Below are 16,588 nucleotides of genomic sequence, written 5' to 3' on the forward strand. Positions count from 1 at the left end.
TTTTCTCATGACCAGGATGCCGACAGAGATAGCACCCATGACGCCCAGAGTCTCGTCACCCGCCGAACCGGCACTCTATGCGCGTAACCCGACGCGCCAGCGCTACCGGGTTGCTCCGGGCGCGATTCTGACACTGCAACTGGGGGCAGGGGATCAGTTGCAGGTGATCGACACCGAAGGCTGTCAGCCCGCTGAGCTCATGGCCCTGGACAGTGACGGAAACCCTGCGCTGGCGGCACTGGCGCTGGAAAGCGATCCACAAGGGACGTTTATAGCACAGCAGCGACACTACCCGGTCGACTTTCCCGACGCCGCCCGGCTGTGGTCGGACAGCACGCCGGCAGGCCACAGCCGTAGCCTGATCTGCCATCAACCCGTCACGGTGTTACTGGCGGCACCCGGTGGTAAAACATCGGTGCATCAGCAACAGCGCGCCAGCGAACTCTGCGTATGGCATACGCCTGCCCAACCGGCAGATCCATCCACCCGCCTGCCCGTACCGCTGGCAGAGGTGATCGATGAGTTCACCCTGCATCCGGGCACCGCCAGAGCCTATGTGGTTAAAGCCGGTGACTATATTCAGGTGGCCGATGTCGCCGGGCGTCAATGTTCCGACTTTGTCGCGTTCAGCCACCAGGCGCTGGCTCAGGGGCAATGTGTCGAACTCGATCCGACAGTCACACGCACTCTCAGCAGTCTGGCCTACCCGGGCCCCGGCCTGTTCAGCAAGTTTTATGATCAGCAGATGCAACCGATGTTGGAGGTGGTGCAGGACACCGTTGGACGGCATGACACCTTTGCACTGGCCTGCACCGCGCGTTACTACGAAAGCCAGGGCTATTTTGGTCATGACAACTGCAGCGACAATATCAGCCGGGCCTTGCAGCCCTATGGTGTCGCCGCACGTCCCGGCTGGCCCGCAATCAATTTCTTTTTCAACACCAGTATTGATGCACACCAGCAGCTTCAGGTCGATGAACCCTGGTCCCGGCCCGGGGATTATGTGCTGTTGCGCGCCCTTCAGGATCTGGTCTGTGTCAGCACCGCCTGTCCGGATGATATCGATCCAGCCAATGGCTGGCAGCCTACTGATATTCATATCCGCACCTACTCAGCCAAGGAGCATTTCAGTCACGCCATGACCACACGAATCACTGCCGATGCCGAGCCGGTACTCACCCGCCAGAGCGGCTTTTACCCAATGCTGTCCCAGATGACGCAACAGTTCACCGACTATCGAGGTTGGTGGTTGCCGACACAATTTAATCAGGCCGGGCGTACTCAGGAATACCTGGCGTGCCGTGAAAAGGTCGCTGTGATGGACCTGAGTGCATTGCGTAAATTCGAGGTCATCGGCCCGGATGCCGAAGCGCTGCTGGACTACTGCCTGACCCGGGACATCCGCAAACTGGCCATAGGTCAGGTGGTCTACAGCGCGCTCTGTTATCCACATGGTGGCATGCTGGATGACGGCACGCTGCTACGCCTGGGCCAGGACAACTTCCGCTGGATTGGCGGTGAAGACTACGCCGGTATCTGGCTGCGTGAGCAGGCTGAACGCCTGGGTATGAAAGTGTGGATTAAATCTGCCTCGGATCAGATCCATAACCTGGCCGTACAGGGCCCGCTAAGCCGGGAACTGCTCAAACAGCTTATCTGGACACCGGCCAATCAGCCCAGTCTGGAAAGCCTCAGTTGGTTCCGCTTTACCCAGGGCCGCCTGGATGATTACAACGGTTGTCCGCTGATGGTCTCCCGTACCGGCTATACCGGTGAGCTGGGCTATGAGATCTGGTGCCACCCGGACGATGCCGCACAACTCTGGCAGCGTCTCTGGGAACTCGGTGAGCCCATGGGACTGACCCCGCTGGGACTCGACGCGCTGGATACACTGCGCATTGAAGCCGGGCTGATTTTCGCCGGTTATGAGTTCTGTGATCAAACCGACCCCTTCACTGCAGGCATCGGCTTTTGTGTTCCACTGAAGAGCAAGCAGGGCGACTTCATTGGTCGCGAGGCGCTGCTTGAACGTCGTGATCATCCACAGCAAAAACTGGTGGGCTTGCTGCTACAGGGCAATGAACCGGCACACCACGGCGACCCGGTCTATCAGGGCAGGGCACAGGTCGGCGTCATCACCAGCGCCACACACTCACCCTTACTGGGCCGCTGTATCGCGCTGTGTCGTATTGATGTGCGCTATGCCACCCCCGGACTCTCACTCGAAATTGGCAAGCTGGATGGACAACAAAAGCGCATCCTCGCAGACGTCTGTGCCCCAATTTTTTACGACCCCGAAAAAACCCGAGTACGGGCGTAAACCGTCACAGGAGTATTCACCATGTCACATGCAATCCCCAGTACCCCACGCTATACCACGCTGGCCGAGATTCCCAAGGCTCCGCGTTACCTGTTGGCACTCCAGTCCGGTGACACCGAGGTTGCCAGACAGTTACTGCAGCGCCTGCCATATGAAACCCGACTCTGGCAGCCAGAAGAAGCCGCAGCAGACGTCAGTCAGTTGAACACCCTGCTGCAAGCCTGCCACCCGGGCACACACCTGTGTATCAGTGGCGATGAAACCTTTATCTGGAACTGTCGTAATCAGGCCCAGGCCGCCGGACTGCTGGATGCTGAAATGTCATTGATCAAGGCCGCTGACGGGCGCCAGGCCTACTGTGTTCACTGTAGTCAGCTGCAACCCATCTCCCAGGATGATGAAGTCACCTGCCAGCATTGCGGTGTCCAGCTCACCATCCGTGAACATTTTTCAAAACGCCTCGGCGCCTATATGGGCGTATGCCTGAATGCCGACCAACCCTATGGAGAGCGCTGAAATGAGTCCGTCACCCATTCAGGTCACCGTCAGCCGGATTGAATCGCTGACCCCGGTGATCAAGGAATTTACCCTGACCGCACAAGACCGTGCGCTGCCAGGCTTTTCACCCGGCAGCCATATCCAACTGCAGCTGCCGACCCCCAGTCGCACCTTGAAAAATGCCTACTCGCTGCTCAGTGATCCCGCCGACCTGTCCTGCTACCGCATCGCGGTACGCCTGCAGGAAAGCTCCCGTGGCGGCTCCCGCTATCTGCATGAAAGGGTCAGGGAAGGGGATCATCTGCAGATCACACCACCGGCGAACCTCTTCGCGCCCAGCTCCAGAGCACAGCACCATATCCTGATCGCTGGTGGCATCGGCATCACACCCTTTATGGCCTATCGCACCGAGATGCTGCGCCAGGGCATCTCCCACGAACTGCACTATGCCTACACCGGTGGATTGACCCACGCCTATGTCGAAGCACTGCAGCCAGCCCCGAACGGGCAGGTCACAACCTACGACAGTCGCCGTGGCGAACGCATGAGTATTGAGCAGATCCTGAGCGGACAACCCCTGGGAGCACAGGTATATATCTGCGGACCGGAACGCTTATTACAGGCGGTACAGCAAACGGCCGCCGACTTGGGGTGGCCGGAAGCGCGCCTGCACTGGGAAGCCTTTGCCGCACCGGAACCCGGACAGCCCTTTCAGGTACACCTGGCCAGGCAAGACAAAACCCTGGCAGTCGGCGCCGATGAAAGCCTGCTGGAAGCACTGGAAGCCTCTGAAATCGATCTGCCGAACCTGTGCCGTGGTGGTGTGTGTGGTCAATGTGTCACCCCCTATTTGTCCGGCCAGGTTGAACACCGTGACAACTACCTGCCGCCATCCGATCAATCCCGCGCACTGATGCCCTGTGTATCCCGAGGTGCCTGCAACAGCACCCTGGTGCTGGACCTTTAGGAGAACCCCATGCCTACGACACTCAAACCGATAGAAAGCTACCGCAACGACTTCAGCTTTCGTAACAGCCCTGAAGCGATCAAGCGCTTCCCATTTCCCTTTCCGGAAGACCAGTACATGTATTCCGTGAATATCGAACCGGCCACACCAGGTGCGCCAGGCTCTGTCTATGAACACTGGTTCGACATCGACGAACACTACCGTTCCGAAGTAGCCGAACGCGCCCAGGTGCTGTCACGTGATCCGGATCGCTGTCTGGTGATGCCACACATGCAACAGGCGGCCTGGGACACACTGGAAATGCTGATGACGCACCTTTCTCAGGATTATCCGCAGTGGTTTTCGCTGCAGCGAGACGGTGACCAGTGGCTGTGGATAAACCGCGCTCTGGATCTGCAACAGGCCTTTACCTTTGGCGATGCCAGCAGCCTGCCCTATGAACCGCTGGAATATATCACCCGCCAGATTCAGGGGGACTTTGCCCTGCTGGATCAACGCGAAAACAATCTGTGGATGGATGCCGGGATGGTCACAGGTCCGGCAGACTGGTCACTGAAATTTGATGCAGGCATGAGCTTTACCGAATGGCATGCACCGGTGCCCATGGCACACCAGATGGGCGTCTTTGACCGGGCACTGAAATACCTGATGAACATACAGGTAGACCACCCGGTACGGCGGCTCAACTGGACCATGACCATCAATCCCAGACTGGATACCTCCTCCGAAACCTTCCATGAATGGGGCCATGAGCGTAGCAGCGTTACCGCTGAAAACCTCGCAAAGTTGGTCCACCTGCGCGTTGAATTGCAGTTTCTGGCCCGTCTGCCACGCAGCAATGCCCTGATGTTCAGCATCCGCACCTATCTGATCAGCCTGGAAGAACTGGTCACCCAGCCCCAATGGGCCTGTCGCCTGCACCGGGTGCTGCGCGACCTGCCGGACGAACTGGCGGACTACAAGGGATTGAGCCAATACCGCCCGCTAGTAGTGGAATGGCTACGCCAGTTTGATCCTGAAATGGCCGCCTGCAGCGCCTGACACACACCGACTTATCACTCGCATAACCGGCTCCGAACGGAGCCACAGGAGAATAGACTATGGCAAACTCTTGGCGCCAGAGCGCACTGGCAGAACGTCACCGGGCCCTGGGCTCAAACCTGGAAGACTGGAATGGCATGGGCACCGCCTGGACCTATGCAACAGACCTGGCCGATGCCCATGAAGCGATCCGTACCCGTGCCGGACTCATGGACGTGTCCGGACTGAAAAAAGTCCACTATGTCGGCCCCCATGCCGAATCCCTGCTCGACTACGCCACCTCCCGCGACATCTCCAAGGTCTATCCGGGCAAATCCGTATACGCCACTTTCCTCAATGAAGCGGGCAAGTTTGTCGATGATTGCGTCATTTACCGTACCGGACCCAACGCCTTCATGGTCGTGCACGGTGCCGGTAACGGCTATGAAATGCTGGTACGTTCAGCACAGGGCCGTCAGGTCGCCATCCTCTTCGACGACGACCTGCACGACCTGTCACTGCAAGGACCACTGGCGGTAGACTTTCTGGAACAGCATGTCGACGGCATCCGCGAGCTGGCCTATTTTCACCACCTGCAAACCCGACTCTTCGGCTGCCCGGTGATGATCTCCCGCACCGGCTACACCGGCGAGCGTGGCTATGAAATCTTCTGCAAAGCCGCCGATGCACCGCTCATCTGGGACAGCATCCTGGAGCAGGGCGCAGCCATGGGCATCGTACCCTGCGCCTTCACCACCCTCGACTGGCTCCGAGTGGAAAGCTACCTGCTGTTCTTCCCCTATGACAACTCAGAAAAATACCCCTTCGACAACGAACCGGCAGGCGACACCCTCTGGGAACTGGGCCTGGACTTCACCGTATCGCCCACCAAGACCGAGTTCCGTGGCGGCCATGAACATGCCCGCCTGCAAGGCAAAGAACGCTTCAAAATCTTCGGTGTGCTGGTCGATAGCCAAGAAGCCGCAGGCGAGGGCGACACCCTCTGGGCCGATGGCCGTCAGGTCGGCGTCATCACCTGCGCCATGTACTCACGCCTCACCGGCAAATCCATGGCCATCGCCCGCCTGGAACCCGGCTACGCCGAACAAGGCACCCCACTGGAGGTGAAAGGTCAGCTCAACACTGCCGCCATCGCCCACACCCTGCCGTTTGATGATCCGGAAAAAACCAAACGTACCGCCAAGGGGTAATCCACACCACACGCCTCCCGGCATTCAGCTGTTGAATGGGGGAGGTGTAAGCCTGCCGCAGACACACCTTACTCACAGGGTTCGCTCGATGATTACCTTTTGGATTGATTGCCTTTTTAGGGTTGATACCGAAGAGATAATTCATAAATAGCATTTAATATCAATGCACTAAAAATAACCATTAATCAACGCCACGTTTAAAAGGTATATCTTCATAATATATGTTATGAGGTCAAAGACCCCATTAATGGACTGTTATGCCAGATTTGACTGTCAGCCCCGATGCAATATGATAGATCTATATTTTTCGAGGGATAGGTAAATGCCAGTTATTAGTCGCTTTTACGGGATTTTGATTGCAATGTATTTTAATGATCATAATCCACCGCATTTTCATGCAAAATATTCTGGTTACGAAGCACTATTTGCATTTGATGGAACCATATTGGAAGGGGAGTTGCCCAAACGAGCAACTTCCTTTGTTCAGGAATGGATAGGTATACACAAAACAGAATTGGAAGAAAATTGGCGTCGAGCCCAAGCAGGTGAACCTCTTAATTACATTGCACCGCTGGAGTAAATTATGTTGCATATTAAATCTGCAAAATACGTAGCTGATTACAAAATATGGGTAGCTTTTGATGATGGTACGTCTGGTGAAATCGATCTGGATGGAGTGCTAAATGGGCCTGTATTTGAACCTCTGAAGGAAATCACTGTTTTCAGAAAGGTATCGGTTGATCCAGAGCTTGAGACTGTTGTTTGGCCAAATGGAGCAGATCTGGCTCCAGAGTTTCTTAAAGGTTTGCATAACAAGCAAAGCCAGCCGACGCTTACCGCGTAGCGGCTTTGAGCGTTGGTAATGACTCCCCACGTCAAGCAGGTACCCTGGACAATCGTTGTCCCGGGTTGACCGGCGATAACGGTACTTATCGAGAGATAACACAGAATCAGGAACAGTATCCGGGTCAACAAATTCATGTGCTTGAATTTGGGAGGTCTAAAATGAGTGTGTTGAAGGTCGCTTGCATGAAGATCGATAGCTAACCAGGCCATGCACCGGATGCTGCTCCGTTGAACATGAGCATTAAACTCCCGAGATAGCCATATCCAGAGCTCCAACAATCTGGTCTCTGAAGTGCGATAGAGAACCAACCGGGTTTTTGAGGTACTTTTCAGAAACAGAGGAGATTTGCGGGGTTAGCAGTAGCAGCTCCTCGTCTCCAAAGCTGATTTCCGGCATTAGTCCCTGCATGGTTTCGCCTCCGAAGGCGGAGCGTTTGCCCAAAGGGATTACGATGCGGGTGGCAAGTTCACTAAGCAGGCTGCTTTGAACATCGACAAAGTAAGGGTAGTGTGCTTTGCTGGTTTTGCTCGGGTTGGGGTATACATCAAACTGAGCCATCAAAACTCCCTGAATTCGTCGCCGAAGCATCCATGTTGTTCGACAAAATCGTTGTAGCTTTGTATCGCAGCGTGATTTTCTTCAACCCATTGTTGCGCTTCGCGTTTGGAAAGCTCTTCTTTCAGGGATCGCTCCAGGGTGGCAGACAAGTTAATGTTCAGTTCACGGCTTTTGCGCAGAAGATCGCTATTGATTGAGAGGTTCGTCGCTTTTTTGGGTGCAGTCGGGTCATAGAGTTCGGCCATCAGAGCCTCGCAAAAGTTATTAAATAGACCGCTTGTAGCTTATGCGCATTATAATGCGCATGCAAGCACTTAACCCAGTCCCCACAATACCCTGCACCGAATAGCGTTGCTCACACCTTATTGCGGCATTATGTTTCTTGACCGTACCTGTTAACTGGTACTATTAATGGCACCTAATAGTTTATTAGGTATTCAATATGCACGTGAAATTTTCCGAGGATGTCATTCCTCTATCAGACCTGAAGATCAATCCCGGAAAAGTGGTTGGCCGAGCGCAAGATACGCATCGCCCAATCCTGCTTACCAGCCGAGGCCGAGGCATCGCTGTTGTTCAGGGACTGGAGGATTATGAGAGAGCCGCGGAGGAATTGCGGTTTGTAAAGGCGGTGGCGCAGGGGCTTATGGATGTTCGCGAGGGCAACACCATATCGTTGGAGGACGCCAGGAAAACGTTGGGTATCAAGTAAATGGAATTACGCATCACACAGTCCGCTCTTGAGGACTTACAGGCTATTCAGGAGTATTACAAAGAGCAGGATGTGCCACATAGCGGCGATGATTTCGTAACTGCAATTCTGGAGTACAGCGAAATACTTAAACGACAACCTGATGCTGGTCGAGTTGTTCCTGAATTCAACCTGGATGATATTCGTGAACTGATTCACGCGCCATTTCGGGTTGTCTACGTTAGGCAGGTTCAAGAGGTTGTACTCATTCGTGTTTGGCGTAGTGAGAGGCCGCTCGAATTACCAGCGAATGAAACATAACCAATCCCTGCAGAAAGCTTGTTAAAGCACAGTTCCAACCAAAGCAACCATACTACGTAGCACTGGCCGCGTTAACCGCCAGTCTGTTGCCCATCCTCACCCTGTATCAGGGTCCCAATGATCGCCTGCCTAAGCCAGTTGTGACCGGCGTCGCTCTCCCGCCGCGAGTGCCAAACCATGTTGAACGCAAAAGGATCAATCGGGTAGGGCGGCACGAAGAGTTGCAGCGGTGAGTCCTCCTGAAATAGATCGAAGCTGCGCCGAGCAGCCGTCAAGATCAAATCTGTGTTGGCCACCACACGACTGGCCACGCCCCAATGAGGCAGAGTCATTGCAACCCGACGGTTGACACCTTCTCGCTGCAGCGCGTTTTCTATCTCATTGTTTTCGCCACTTTGCATGGCGACCAGTACGTGGGGACGCGAGAGCCACTCTGTTTTCTCAAGATGGCCCGTTTGGGGCAGTGTGTTTTTATCTGCAGCGCAGACGAAATGCTCGATGAAGAGCGTATGGGTGCGTAACTCATCCGAAAGAGGCGCCTGAAACACGCCAAACGCCATATCGATCTCCCCATCATGGACACCTGCCAACATCGCGGCACGGCTGCCTTGAGAAACTTGCAGATCAATCCCTGGAGCGTCTGAACGCAATCGCCTAACCAAACCAGGAAGCACCACGCGGGCTCCATAGTCTGACATGGCAAGTCGAAATACCCGTTTTGCCTGGGAGGCGTCGAAAGCAGGCAGGTCAATGAGCGCACCGAGCTGATGCAGCGCTTCTGTTAGGAGCGGTAGCAATTCATTGGCGCGGGCAGTGAGCTCCAGCTTGCCTGTTCGTCGCACCAGCAGAGGGTCGTCAAAGATGGCTCGCAAACTGGCGAGCGAATGGCTGACGGCTGGTTGGCTTTTATGTAAGCGCTGTGCCGCCCGCGACACGTGTTTTTCCATCAGTAGCGCGTGCAAGGTAACCAGTAAGTTGAGATCGATACGTCTTAAGTTATTCATTCTACGAATATGGAAATATAAAAAATAGAATTTCAATTCTTAATATGGATTATACAAGATACAAGGCTCTTTACTATGCATCAGGAGTTTTGTCATGAATTCATCTTTCACTCTAGTGGCGCTTGCGGCTTTGGCAGTGATCGCCGGGGCCTTGGTGCCTTTTCAATCAGGCAGCAATGCTGAATTGGGCCGAGCGTTGGGCCATCCCCTTTGGGCAACACTGGTCTCGCTACTTGTCAGTATGCTGGTCGTCATCCCCATCTTGCTTGCCATACAGGCACCTCTACCTGCCTTAGGGGCCATCAAGAACCTACCGGCTTGGGCGTGGCTGGGCGGTGTGGCAGGAGCCATCTACATTTCGTCTGCGCTGATACTGGTACCTCGTGTCGGAGCAACTAGCTTCATTGTGTGTGTCATAGCAGGGCAATTGATCACTTCACTGCTATTGGACTATCACGGCTGGTTGAATTTGCCTGTTAGGGAGATAAGCATAGGGCGTGTGCTAGGGGTCATACTGGTGCTGGTGGGGATGGTGACGGTACAGTGGTTCTCACCGACCGTTGTAGTGTCTCAACAGAGCGCTACACAGTTTACGACGGGTATTTCCGGAGCCACCGAGCCCAAGGGGTGATGAGCTTGTGGCAAGGATAGTTCAAGCGCTACTATTGAATGAAGTTCAGGAAAGCAGTTGCAGCTCTCACTACATCAAGAACAGTGCATCGAACTCGTCAATGATTCAGACTCGGCCTGCTGCGGTCGGCATTCTCTGAGATGCGCCATCAATCATTTGGGCTTTACGTGGTGTCGACAACGAAATAGCAGTTTTTCACACAATCATGACCGAAGAAGATATGGTTTTCTGTTGTGTATCTGATCGCGCGTAAGGAGGGTATGTGAGAACAGGGTTGGTTATCTATTCTTCGTCAATTCGACGCTTAGCCGAATTTTATTGTCAGGTCTTTGACTTTGACGTGCAGGAGAGTGATGAATCCTATGCTTTACTCATGACAGGTGATTTTGAACTTGTGTTGCTTGAAACAGCAATGTCTAAAAAAGCACTGAGCACAGACAGCGCCAGAGAGGATACACCAATAAAACCGGTATTCTTTATTGATGTTCCGCTTGAACTCATAAGCCAAAAAATAAAAGAAAATGGTGGCACTGTATATCAACCCAAAAGCTGGGAGTTTGGTGGTCGTCAGGTATGTGATGGCTGTGACTGCGAAGGTAATATTTTTCAGTTGAGAGTTGGCAAAAATACATAGACAACAGCTTCCGCTGTCGAGCAGAGCAGGGACGGAGCAGCCATCGCTTCACGTCGATAAAGACTGTAAGGAAATGATGAACGGTGAACGAAGAAGAATCGCTCAACAGAGCAATTTATGAAGAAGTGGCTATTTTCCCTTACGACAAGGAATGGCCACTTTTGTTTGAAGAAGAACGCAGCCGCCTTCTTCATCTGTTTCCCAGTCGCTTTTTAGCTATTGAGCATATTGGCAGTACAGCAGTACCCGGCCTTTCGGCCAAGCCTATCATCGATATACTTGCCGGGGTTGCAACGATGGAAAGCGCTGACGCTTTATTGGAGCCTTTGTGCCAGTCGAAATATACGACATCAATGGAATTCAACGCTTCTCTCACTGGTCGACGTTGGCTGATGCGGTGGTCTGAGGGCCGTAGAACACACCACTTGCATCTTGTCGTTCATGGAAGCAAAGAATGGCAACAACGGTTGGCTTTCCGTGACACACTTCGTACCCATACTGAGATAGCAATGCATTATGAACGGAAAAAGCAGGCATGGGCCGCTGAATTCCGGTCTGATAGAGAAGCCTATACTGCAGCGAAGACGAGCTTCATACAGGACGCTTTGCGATATACAGAAAAATAGCCAGATAAGCATCCTGTCACAACATCTGGTCATACTATTTTTGGTGGCCAAATTAACTATGCCAGGACACAAAGGTTATTTTTTCTGGAGAAACAGGTGCAAGCCAAAAGAGATATTTCAGTATCAGTAAAAGAAATGCAGCCGGAGGATTTAGAGACGGCAGCCGAAGTTCACCGGCTTGCATTTACCCGGCAACAACATTCCCTGGAATGGCTGAGGAGTCATCTACAAGCCTTCCCAAAGATATTTTGCTATGTGGCGTATGCGGAGGAGTCCTGTGTAGGCTATATCATCTGGTCTCAGAAAGCGGGGTTTAGGTCTAACGCCATCATCGAACTTGAACAGGTCGCTGTATCCCCAGGTTTTCAAGGAAAAGGTATTGGCAGAGCATTGATCTCTCGAACATTGCCGGATGTCACTATCAAGTTGCAGAAGCAGGGTTCTGTCTTGCAGCATATTCTGGTGACGACGCGAGCTGATAACCATGCACAGCGTCTGTATAAAGAGGTACTTGGCGCTGAAGTGGAGGCAACCTTGACTAACCTCTACTCAGCAGACGAAGTCATTATGGTTGCACGAGATGTCAACACATACCACCTGTCAGCCTCTCCGGGTTCATAGGTAAAATCGCAGTGGCTATTGGAGCTGATGCAGATGCCCCATATCTTACACCACTTGAGTAATGCCTCATCAGCGCTATTGCGCTGTACATTAGAGGAGGGTTTTATATGAAACCGAGAATCAGCATGATTACCCTGGGCGTCAAGGATCTGGAAAGGTCGGTTGAGTTTTATGAGCAAGGCCTTGGTCTGCCGAGAATGGATTCACCACCAGAGGTAGCCTTCTTTACACTCAATGGTAGCTGGCTCGGGCTATATGGTCGCGAGTCTTTGGCGGAGGATGCAGGGGTATCTGTCGAGGGTACGGGCTTTGCCGGTTTCACGATTGCGCACAACCTGGATTCGGAGGCTGCCGTTGACGAACTTTTGGATCAGGCTGTCTTCGCAGGTGCCACCTTGGTGAAACCTGCCCAGAAGGTATTTTGGGGTGGATACTCAGGTTACTTTTCTGATCCTGACGGCTATCTGTGGGAGGTAGCATATAACCCCTTGTTTTGGGTCGGACCAAAGGATTGACATGCGTAACCAGCCGACAGGAGAAACGCTAGGTTCCCGGAGTATACTTGTCACAACATGTAGTCCTAATCGATAAGATCAGCAGAGGCACCGAATGATCAGGGAAATGACAAGATCTGATTTTGAATCCTTTTGGCCAACGTTTTCGGCGGTGATTCAAGCGCAAGAGACCTACGCATTTGATGCCGATATGACGCTAGAGCAGGCTTATCACCTCTGGTGCGAACTGCCACTCAAAACCTATGTCTGGGAAGAGCAGGGTGTCATCCTGGGCTCCTACTACCTTAAAGCCAACGCCATGGGTCCCAGCCGTCATATCTGTAATTGTGGCTACATGGTTGCTGAAGCCGCCAGAGGCAGGGGCATTGCGCGTGCATTATGTGAGCACTCACAACGCGTGGCGGTAGAGCGGGGCTTTAAGGCGATGCAGTTTAATAGTGTGGTATCAACCAATACGCAGGCCGTTCAATTGTGGAAAGCACTGGGCTTCAACATCATTGGTACGATTCCGGATGCCTACCAGCATGGACAGTTGGGCTATGTTGACTGTTACATTATGTATAAATGGTTAGACACCTGAACACTGTTAATAAACATCAGCCGGATACGCCGATATGTGGATTCAAAAAAACCTTCAGTTAGCAGCCAGACCCCGAGGTTTTCATCTCATTACAGCCGATGTACTCCAGGCAATACCAGAACTGAGACAGTGCAGGGTGGGGCTGTTGCATCTGTTTATTCAGCACACGTCTGCCTCGCTGACGATTAACGAGAACGCTGATCCCGATGTGCGCGGCGATTTTGAACGTTTTTTCAATCATGCCGTCCCGGAAAATGCACCCTATTATGTACATCTGGATGAGGGCAGTGATGATATGCCGGCACATCTGAAAAGCAGTCTGTTAGGTTGTTCTTTAACCCTGCCGGTCAGCAATGGGCGATTAAATCTAGGGACCTGGCAGGGCATCTATCTGTGCGAGCATCGCAATCATGGCGGCTCACGGCGGCTGGTGCTGACATTGCAGGGTGAATCCGCCTAGCTATCACCGGACAGGGGGTCTGGGGTACACTTGGATGATGCATCATCCCAATCTGCAAGAGCCTAATTCGCTATGAGCTATCCGATCAGTGAGATTCATCATGCCCGACTGGGCAGCAGTATTTATGCACTGTTGCGCGAAGCCCTGATCACCGGTCGCTTCAAACCCAATGATCGCCTGCGCATTCGTGAACTGGCGGAGCAGCTCTCCACCAGTGTCACCCCGGTACGCGATGCCATCCTGCAACTGGCCAAGGAGCAGGCGCTGGAGATGCGGTCACCGCGGGACATTCGTGTCCCTCAGCTGAGCCAGAGCCAGTATGACGAGATACGCCTGTTGCGTTTGTCACTGGAGGGGATGGGTGCCGAGCAGGCTGCATTGAACATCACACCGGAAGCTCTGCAGGCTTTGCGTCAGAATATCGATCTGAATCATCAGGCAATTCTGGCCGATAATCTGGCCGAAGCCTTGAGGCTCAACAGTGAGTTTCATCTGTTGCTGGCCGATGCGGCAGCAATGCCGTTGCTGCGCAGTCTGATCGATATGCTCTGGATGCGCACCGGCCCGCTGATTGCGCAAAGCTACCGGGAGTTTTCCCAGCAAATGGCGATCGGTCACCATGAGATGCTGTGGCAAGCGCTGGCAACAGGTGACCCGGATGCCGCACGCACCGCCATTCAGCAGGATATTCTCGATGGTAACCAGAAGATGCAGGCCTTCCTGCGCACTGAAAGCCTAAACACCCAACCCGGTTAATACCTGATCCAGCGTATCACTGAGCAGCTCCACATGTTCTGAGCTGAACACCAGCGGTGGACGGATTTTCAGTATATTGGCATCGGGACCTGTCGCACTGATCAACACACCGGCATCACGCATGCCGTTCACCACACGGCTGGCCAGATCCGTTGCCGGTGCCAGACTCTCCCGGTCCTGAACCAGCTCAACACCGTAAAACAGCCCGGCACCACGAATATCACCGATCACCACATGCTGGCTGGCCAATTCACTGAGTCGACGCTGCAAGCGCTGCCCCTGAATCCGGGCATTCACCTGGAGATGCTCCGTTTCGATCACATCCAGTACCGCCAGAGCGGCAGCACAGGAGACCGGATTTCCACCAAAGGTATTGAAATAACGCTGCCGCGCACCAAACTGATCCAGCAGATCAGCTCGCGCAACCATCCCGGCAACCGGGTGCCCATTGCCCATGGGCTTGCCGAGGGTGACCAGATCAGGCTCGACCTGATAGCGTGAAAAGCCCCAAAATGCCTCGCCAGTACGTGCAAAGCCTGACTGTACTTCGTCGGCAATGTACAACCCGCCAGCCTGGCGCACCCAATTAACGGCCTGCTGAATTTCAGCCGCAGGCGGGCTGAAAACACCATCACTGGAGAACAGTCCATCCATCATCAGTGCCGCAGGACGCAGTCCCTCTGCGGCCAGTTGATCGAGTTGCTGGCGCAATTGCCTGAGCCACTGACCGGGTGCCCGATAACTATCCGGTGCATCCAGCAAACGTACCTGGTCACCAACGCCGACACCCAACGCAGGTGACAGTTCTGCGATGCTGCTGGTCGTGCCGTGATAGGCCCAGCGTGTCACCAGTGCAATCCTGTTCCCCGTGACTTCTCGAGCAACCCTCAAGGCCAGATCATTGGCTTCGCTGCCACTGCATGTCAGGGTCAGATTATTCAGCCGCTCCGGGAACAGCGCCAGCAGCCGCTCGGCATACTCCAGTATGCCGTCATGTAAATAGCGGGTGTGGGTATTCAGCACCGACGCCTGGCGGCAAATCGCTTCTACCACTCTGGGGTGACAGTGGCCAACCGAGACTACATTGTTGTAGGCATCCAGATAGCGGCGACCATCCGCCTCATACAGCCACACGCCTTCACCTCTGACCGGATACAGGGGTTGTTGATAGAACAATCGATAACTGCGTCCCAGCAAGCGCTGTCGCCGTTCAATCAATGCAGTATGGTCGGTCATACATGACTCCCTGAAGTAGTCGAGGTGATCAAGTGCTCAACCCACCCGTCAGGCAAACGACGCAGTCGCATCAGACTGCGTCCGGCATGGGGCAGGTTACGTAGAATATAGTCCCGATTGTCCGGATACAGCTGTGCTCGCCAGGAAGCAATCACCAGTGTCAGACACAAGCGGGTGGCCACCAGATCGGCCAGGACACTCAGTTCTGTATCGGTCAGCGGCTGTTGTGCCAGATAGGCATTCAGAAAAGGCCCGACCCGACGCAACGGATCAGACTCATCCACCAACTGGTAGGCCAGCGCTGTTGCCAGATTGTTCACACGCGGTGCATAGAGTGCGTCACCAAAATCAATAATGCCGGTGATACGGGTACCCAACTCATCCACCAGGACATTGTGCGGATTCAGATCATTGTGAATAACCTGCCAGGGCAGGCTGTCCAGTAGCGGTAAGACCCGTTGTGTATGCTGATCAATGACCCCAGCCACTTCCCGACGCCAATCGAGATGATCCAGGGTGTGCACCCGATCCAGCAAACGCTGTGGATGGGTGATATCCCACAGCAGCTCTCGCGTTGCGCCTGGATGGCTAAAACCTGCCAGAGTAGCGTCCATCTCGCCCAGAATTCCTCCTAACTGTCGAGCCAGATCCGTAAAGGGAGCCTGCCGATAGAGGGGTATGCCATCCAGATAGCTGACCACCCGCAGAGAACCCTGCTGTCCAGAGAACTCAACCTGCGGCTGACAGTCACCGGTCAGGGTTTCCAGTATTCCGGGGACGGGCAGGTGAGCGGCGCGCTGCTGCAGATAGACCAGCATCCGGGTCTGAAAGTCGATCTCCTGATCCGCTTCAGCGACATTGATAAAGCGCACCATAAAACGCTGACCTGATTCACAACTCAGGCAGAAGTTGGTATCCCGCTCACCCGGTAAGCGCTCCAGCACCCCTGTAAGGCCATAGTGAGTGTATAGCACCTGCTGGGCCTCAAGCGGATTGATCGCTGGAGCAGCCTGGGTCATCAATGTCGTGGAGGCCGTAAAAGCATGCATTCCGATACCCTGTTTTATGATGTATGATGCATCATAAATTGAA

General features: G+C 53.8%; 22 protein-coding genes. 17 read left to right on the plus strand and 5 right to left on the minus strand.

Going from position 1 to position 16,588, the window contains the following annotated elements; genetic code table 11:
* Positions 1–7 precede the first annotated feature (7 nt).
* The 7 genes from ADINL_RS00495 (at position 8) to ADINL_RS00525 (ending at position 6,860) form a co-directional block, all read left to right on the plus strand.
* Entirely contained in the window at positions 8–2,320 is a 2,313-nt protein-coding gene (locus ADINL_RS00495) for a trimethylamine N-oxide demethylase (protein WP_193364950.1), read from the plus strand.
* Positions 2,321–2,341: 21 nt separating this feature from the next.
* Positions 2,342–2,836 carry a dimethylamine monooxygenase subunit DmmA family protein gene (locus tag ADINL_RS00500; RefSeq protein ID WP_036542407.1) on the plus strand — a complete coding sequence of 165 codons (495 nt, stop codon included), beginning with the start codon at positions 2,342–2,344 and terminating at the stop codon, positions 2,834–2,836.
* A 1-nt stretch (position 2,837) separates the two neighbouring features.
* Positions 2,838–3,785: a PDR/VanB family oxidoreductase gene (locus ADINL_RS00505; protein ID WP_036542410.1), complete on the plus strand. Its 948-nt coding sequence runs from the start codon at positions 2,838–2,840 to the stop codon at positions 3,783–3,785.
* A 9-nt stretch (positions 3,786–3,794) separates the two neighbouring features.
* Complete coding sequence (locus tag ADINL_RS00510; protein ID WP_036542412.1) at positions 3,795–4,826, plus strand: heme-dependent oxidative N-demethylase family protein; 1,032 nt, start codon at positions 3,795–3,797, stop codon at positions 4,824–4,826.
* A 59-nt stretch (positions 4,827–4,885) separates the two neighbouring features.
* On the plus strand, positions 4,886–6,016 hold the full coding sequence (locus ADINL_RS00515; RefSeq protein WP_036542416.1) for an aminomethyl transferase family protein: 1,131 nt from the start codon (positions 4,886–4,888) through the stop codon (positions 6,014–6,016).
* 322 nt (positions 6,017–6,338) lie between these two features.
* Positions 6,339–6,596, plus strand: coding sequence for a DUF4160 domain-containing protein (locus tag ADINL_RS00520; protein WP_036542419.1), 258 nt, complete (start codon positions 6,339–6,341; stop codon positions 6,594–6,596).
* Between the two features lie 3 nt (positions 6,597–6,599).
* Positions 6,600–6,860 carry a DUF2442 domain-containing protein gene (locus ADINL_RS00525; protein ID WP_036542422.1) on the plus strand — a complete coding sequence of 87 codons (261 nt, stop codon included), beginning with the start codon at positions 6,600–6,602 and terminating at the stop codon, positions 6,858–6,860.
* Positions 6,861–7,103: 243 nt separating this feature from the next.
* On the opposite strand, the gene ADINL_RS00530 is transcribed toward ADINL_RS00525, so the two are convergent.
* A complete protein-coding gene (locus ADINL_RS00530; RefSeq protein ID WP_036542425.1) occupies positions 7,104–7,421 on the minus strand; it encodes a CcdB family protein in 318 nt (105 codons plus the stop codon).
* Complete coding sequence (locus ADINL_RS00535) at positions 7,421–7,666, minus strand: type II toxin-antitoxin system CcdA family antitoxin (protein ID WP_036542428.1); 246 nt, start codon at positions 7,664–7,666, stop codon at positions 7,421–7,423. The genes ADINL_RS00530 and ADINL_RS00535 overlap by 1 nt, the downstream gene beginning before the upstream one ends.
* 197 nt (positions 7,667–7,863) lie before the next feature.
* Between ADINL_RS00535 and ADINL_RS00540 the strand changes: the two genes are divergently transcribed.
* Entirely contained in the window at positions 7,864–8,133 is a 270-nt protein-coding gene (locus tag ADINL_RS00540) for a type II toxin-antitoxin system Phd/YefM family antitoxin (RefSeq protein ID WP_036542430.1), read from the plus strand.
* Positions 8,134–8,433, plus strand: coding sequence for a type II toxin-antitoxin system RelE/ParE family toxin (locus ADINL_RS00545; RefSeq protein WP_036542433.1), 300 nt, complete (start codon positions 8,134–8,136; stop codon positions 8,431–8,433).
* Positions 8,434–8,504: 71 nt separating this feature from the next.
* Here ADINL_RS00545 and ADINL_RS00550 read toward each other — a convergent pair whose 3' ends face one another.
* Entirely contained in the window at positions 8,505–9,473 is a 969-nt protein-coding gene (locus ADINL_RS00550) for a LysR family transcriptional regulator (protein WP_204368172.1), read from the minus strand.
* Between the two features lie 58 nt (positions 9,474–9,531).
* On the opposite strand from ADINL_RS00550, the gene ADINL_RS00555 reads away from it, so the two are divergent.
* From ADINL_RS00555 to ADINL_RS00590, 8 genes are all read left to right on the plus strand, one after another.
* Positions 9,532–10,068 (plus strand): DMT family transporter, encoded by a 537-nt coding sequence (locus ADINL_RS00555; RefSeq protein ID WP_036542439.1) that lies wholly within the window; start codon positions 9,532–9,534, stop codon positions 10,066–10,068.
* A gap of 262 nt (positions 10,069–10,330) precedes the next feature.
* Positions 10,331–10,702 carry a VOC family protein gene (locus ADINL_RS00560; protein ID WP_036542442.1) on the plus strand — a complete coding sequence of 124 codons (372 nt, stop codon included), beginning with the start codon at positions 10,331–10,333 and terminating at the stop codon, positions 10,700–10,702.
* 83 nt (positions 10,703–10,785) lie between these two features.
* A complete protein-coding gene (locus ADINL_RS00565) occupies positions 10,786–11,328 on the plus strand; it encodes a GrpB family protein (protein WP_036542445.1) in 543 nt (180 codons plus the stop codon).
* 96 nt (positions 11,329–11,424) lie between these two features.
* The gene (locus ADINL_RS00570) at positions 11,425–11,949 is read left to right on the plus strand and encodes a GNAT family N-acetyltransferase (protein ID WP_239644304.1); all 525 of its coding nucleotides are present in this window, start codon (positions 11,425–11,427) and stop codon (positions 11,947–11,949) included.
* Between the two features lie 107 nt (positions 11,950–12,056).
* Entirely contained in the window at positions 12,057–12,464 is a 408-nt protein-coding gene (locus ADINL_RS00575; RefSeq protein WP_036542449.1) for a VOC family protein, read from the plus strand.
* A 94-nt stretch (positions 12,465–12,558) separates the two neighbouring features.
* On the plus strand, positions 12,559–13,044 hold the full coding sequence (locus tag ADINL_RS00580; RefSeq protein ID WP_036542452.1) for a GNAT family N-acetyltransferase: 486 nt from the start codon (positions 12,559–12,561) through the stop codon (positions 13,042–13,044).
* Between the two features lie 34 nt (positions 13,045–13,078).
* A complete protein-coding gene (locus ADINL_RS00585; RefSeq protein WP_036542455.1) occupies positions 13,079–13,504 on the plus strand; it encodes a secondary thiamine-phosphate synthase enzyme YjbQ in 426 nt (141 codons plus the stop codon).
* 72 nt (positions 13,505–13,576) lie between these two features.
* Positions 13,577–14,260, plus strand: coding sequence for a GntR family transcriptional regulator (locus ADINL_RS00590; RefSeq protein WP_036542459.1), 684 nt, complete (start codon positions 13,577–13,579; stop codon positions 14,258–14,260).
* Here ADINL_RS00590 and ADINL_RS00595 read toward each other — a convergent pair.
* The gene (locus ADINL_RS00595) at positions 14,240–15,496 is read right to left on the minus strand and encodes an aspartate aminotransferase family protein (protein ID WP_036542461.1); all 1,257 of its coding nucleotides are present in this window, start codon (positions 15,494–15,496) and stop codon (positions 14,240–14,242) included. The genes ADINL_RS00590 and ADINL_RS00595 overlap by 21 nt on opposite strands.
* Positions 15,493–16,545 (minus strand): phosphotransferase, encoded by a 1,053-nt coding sequence (locus tag ADINL_RS00600; RefSeq protein WP_036542463.1) that lies wholly within the window; start codon positions 16,543–16,545, stop codon positions 15,493–15,495. Before ADINL_RS00600 ends, ADINL_RS00595 begins: the two co-directional genes overlap by 4 nt.
* Between the last annotated feature and the right edge of the window lie 43 nt (positions 16,546–16,588).

It is taken from the genome of Nitrincola lacisaponensis, from assembly GCF_000691225.1.
In the GTDB taxonomy this organism is placed as follows: domain Bacteria; phylum Pseudomonadota; class Gammaproteobacteria; order Pseudomonadales; family Balneatricaceae; genus Nitrincola; species Nitrincola lacisaponensis.

Bases quoted from the DNA above. Each gene is read 5' to 3' on its own strand.
- ADINL_RS00585 (WP_036542455.1), top strand. From the start codon at position 13,079: ATGTGGATTCAAAAAAACCTTCAGTTAGCAGCCAGACCCCGAGGTTTT.
- ADINL_RS00510 (WP_036542412.1), top strand. From the start codon at position 3,795: ATGCCTACGACACTCAAACCGATAGAAAGCTACCGCAACGACTTCAGC.
- ADINL_RS00515 (WP_036542416.1), top strand. From the start codon at position 4,886: ATGGCAAACTCTTGGCGCCAGAGCGCACTGGCAGAACGTCACCGGGCC.
- ADINL_RS00580 (WP_036542452.1), top strand. From the start codon at position 12,559: ATGATCAGGGAAATGACAAGATCTGATTTTGAATCCTTTTGGCCAACG.
- ADINL_RS00540 (WP_036542430.1), top strand. From the start codon at position 7,864: ATGCACGTGAAATTTTCCGAGGATGTCATTCCTCTATCAGACCTGAAG.
- ADINL_RS00535 (WP_036542428.1), bottom strand. From the start codon at position 7,666: ATGGCCGAACTCTATGACCCGACTGCACCCAAAAAAGCGACGAACCTC.
- ADINL_RS00590 (WP_036542459.1), top strand. From the start codon at position 13,577: ATGAGCTATCCGATCAGTGAGATTCATCATGCCCGACTGGGCAGCAGT.
- ADINL_RS00525 (WP_036542422.1), top strand. From the start codon at position 6,600: ATGTTGCATATTAAATCTGCAAAATACGTAGCTGATTACAAAATATGG.
- ADINL_RS00595 (WP_036542461.1), bottom strand. From the start codon at position 15,496: ATGACCGACCATACTGCATTGATTGAACGGCGACAGCGCTTGCTGGGA.
- ADINL_RS00530 (WP_036542425.1), bottom strand. From the start codon at position 7,421: ATGGCTCAGTTTGATGTATACCCCAACCCGAGCAAAACCAGCAAAGCA.
- ADINL_RS00545 (WP_036542433.1), top strand. From the start codon at position 8,134: ATGGAATTACGCATCACACAGTCCGCTCTTGAGGACTTACAGGCTATT.
- ADINL_RS00505 (WP_036542410.1), top strand. From the start codon at position 2,838: ATGAGTCCGTCACCCATTCAGGTCACCGTCAGCCGGATTGAATCGCTG.
- ADINL_RS00555 (WP_036542439.1), top strand. From the start codon at position 9,532: ATGAATTCATCTTTCACTCTAGTGGCGCTTGCGGCTTTGGCAGTGATC.
- ADINL_RS00600 (WP_036542463.1), bottom strand. From the start codon at position 16,545: ATGCATGCTTTTACGGCCTCCACGACATTGATGACCCAGGCTGCTCCA.
- ADINL_RS00520 (WP_036542419.1), top strand. From the start codon at position 6,339: ATGCCAGTTATTAGTCGCTTTTACGGGATTTTGATTGCAATGTATTTT.
- ADINL_RS00500 (WP_036542407.1), top strand. From the start codon at position 2,342: ATGTCACATGCAATCCCCAGTACCCCACGCTATACCACGCTGGCCGAG.
- ADINL_RS00495 (WP_193364950.1), top strand. From the start codon at position 8: ATGACCAGGATGCCGACAGAGATAGCACCCATGACGCCCAGAGTCTCG.
- ADINL_RS00575 (WP_036542449.1), top strand. From the start codon at position 12,057: ATGAAACCGAGAATCAGCATGATTACCCTGGGCGTCAAGGATCTGGAA.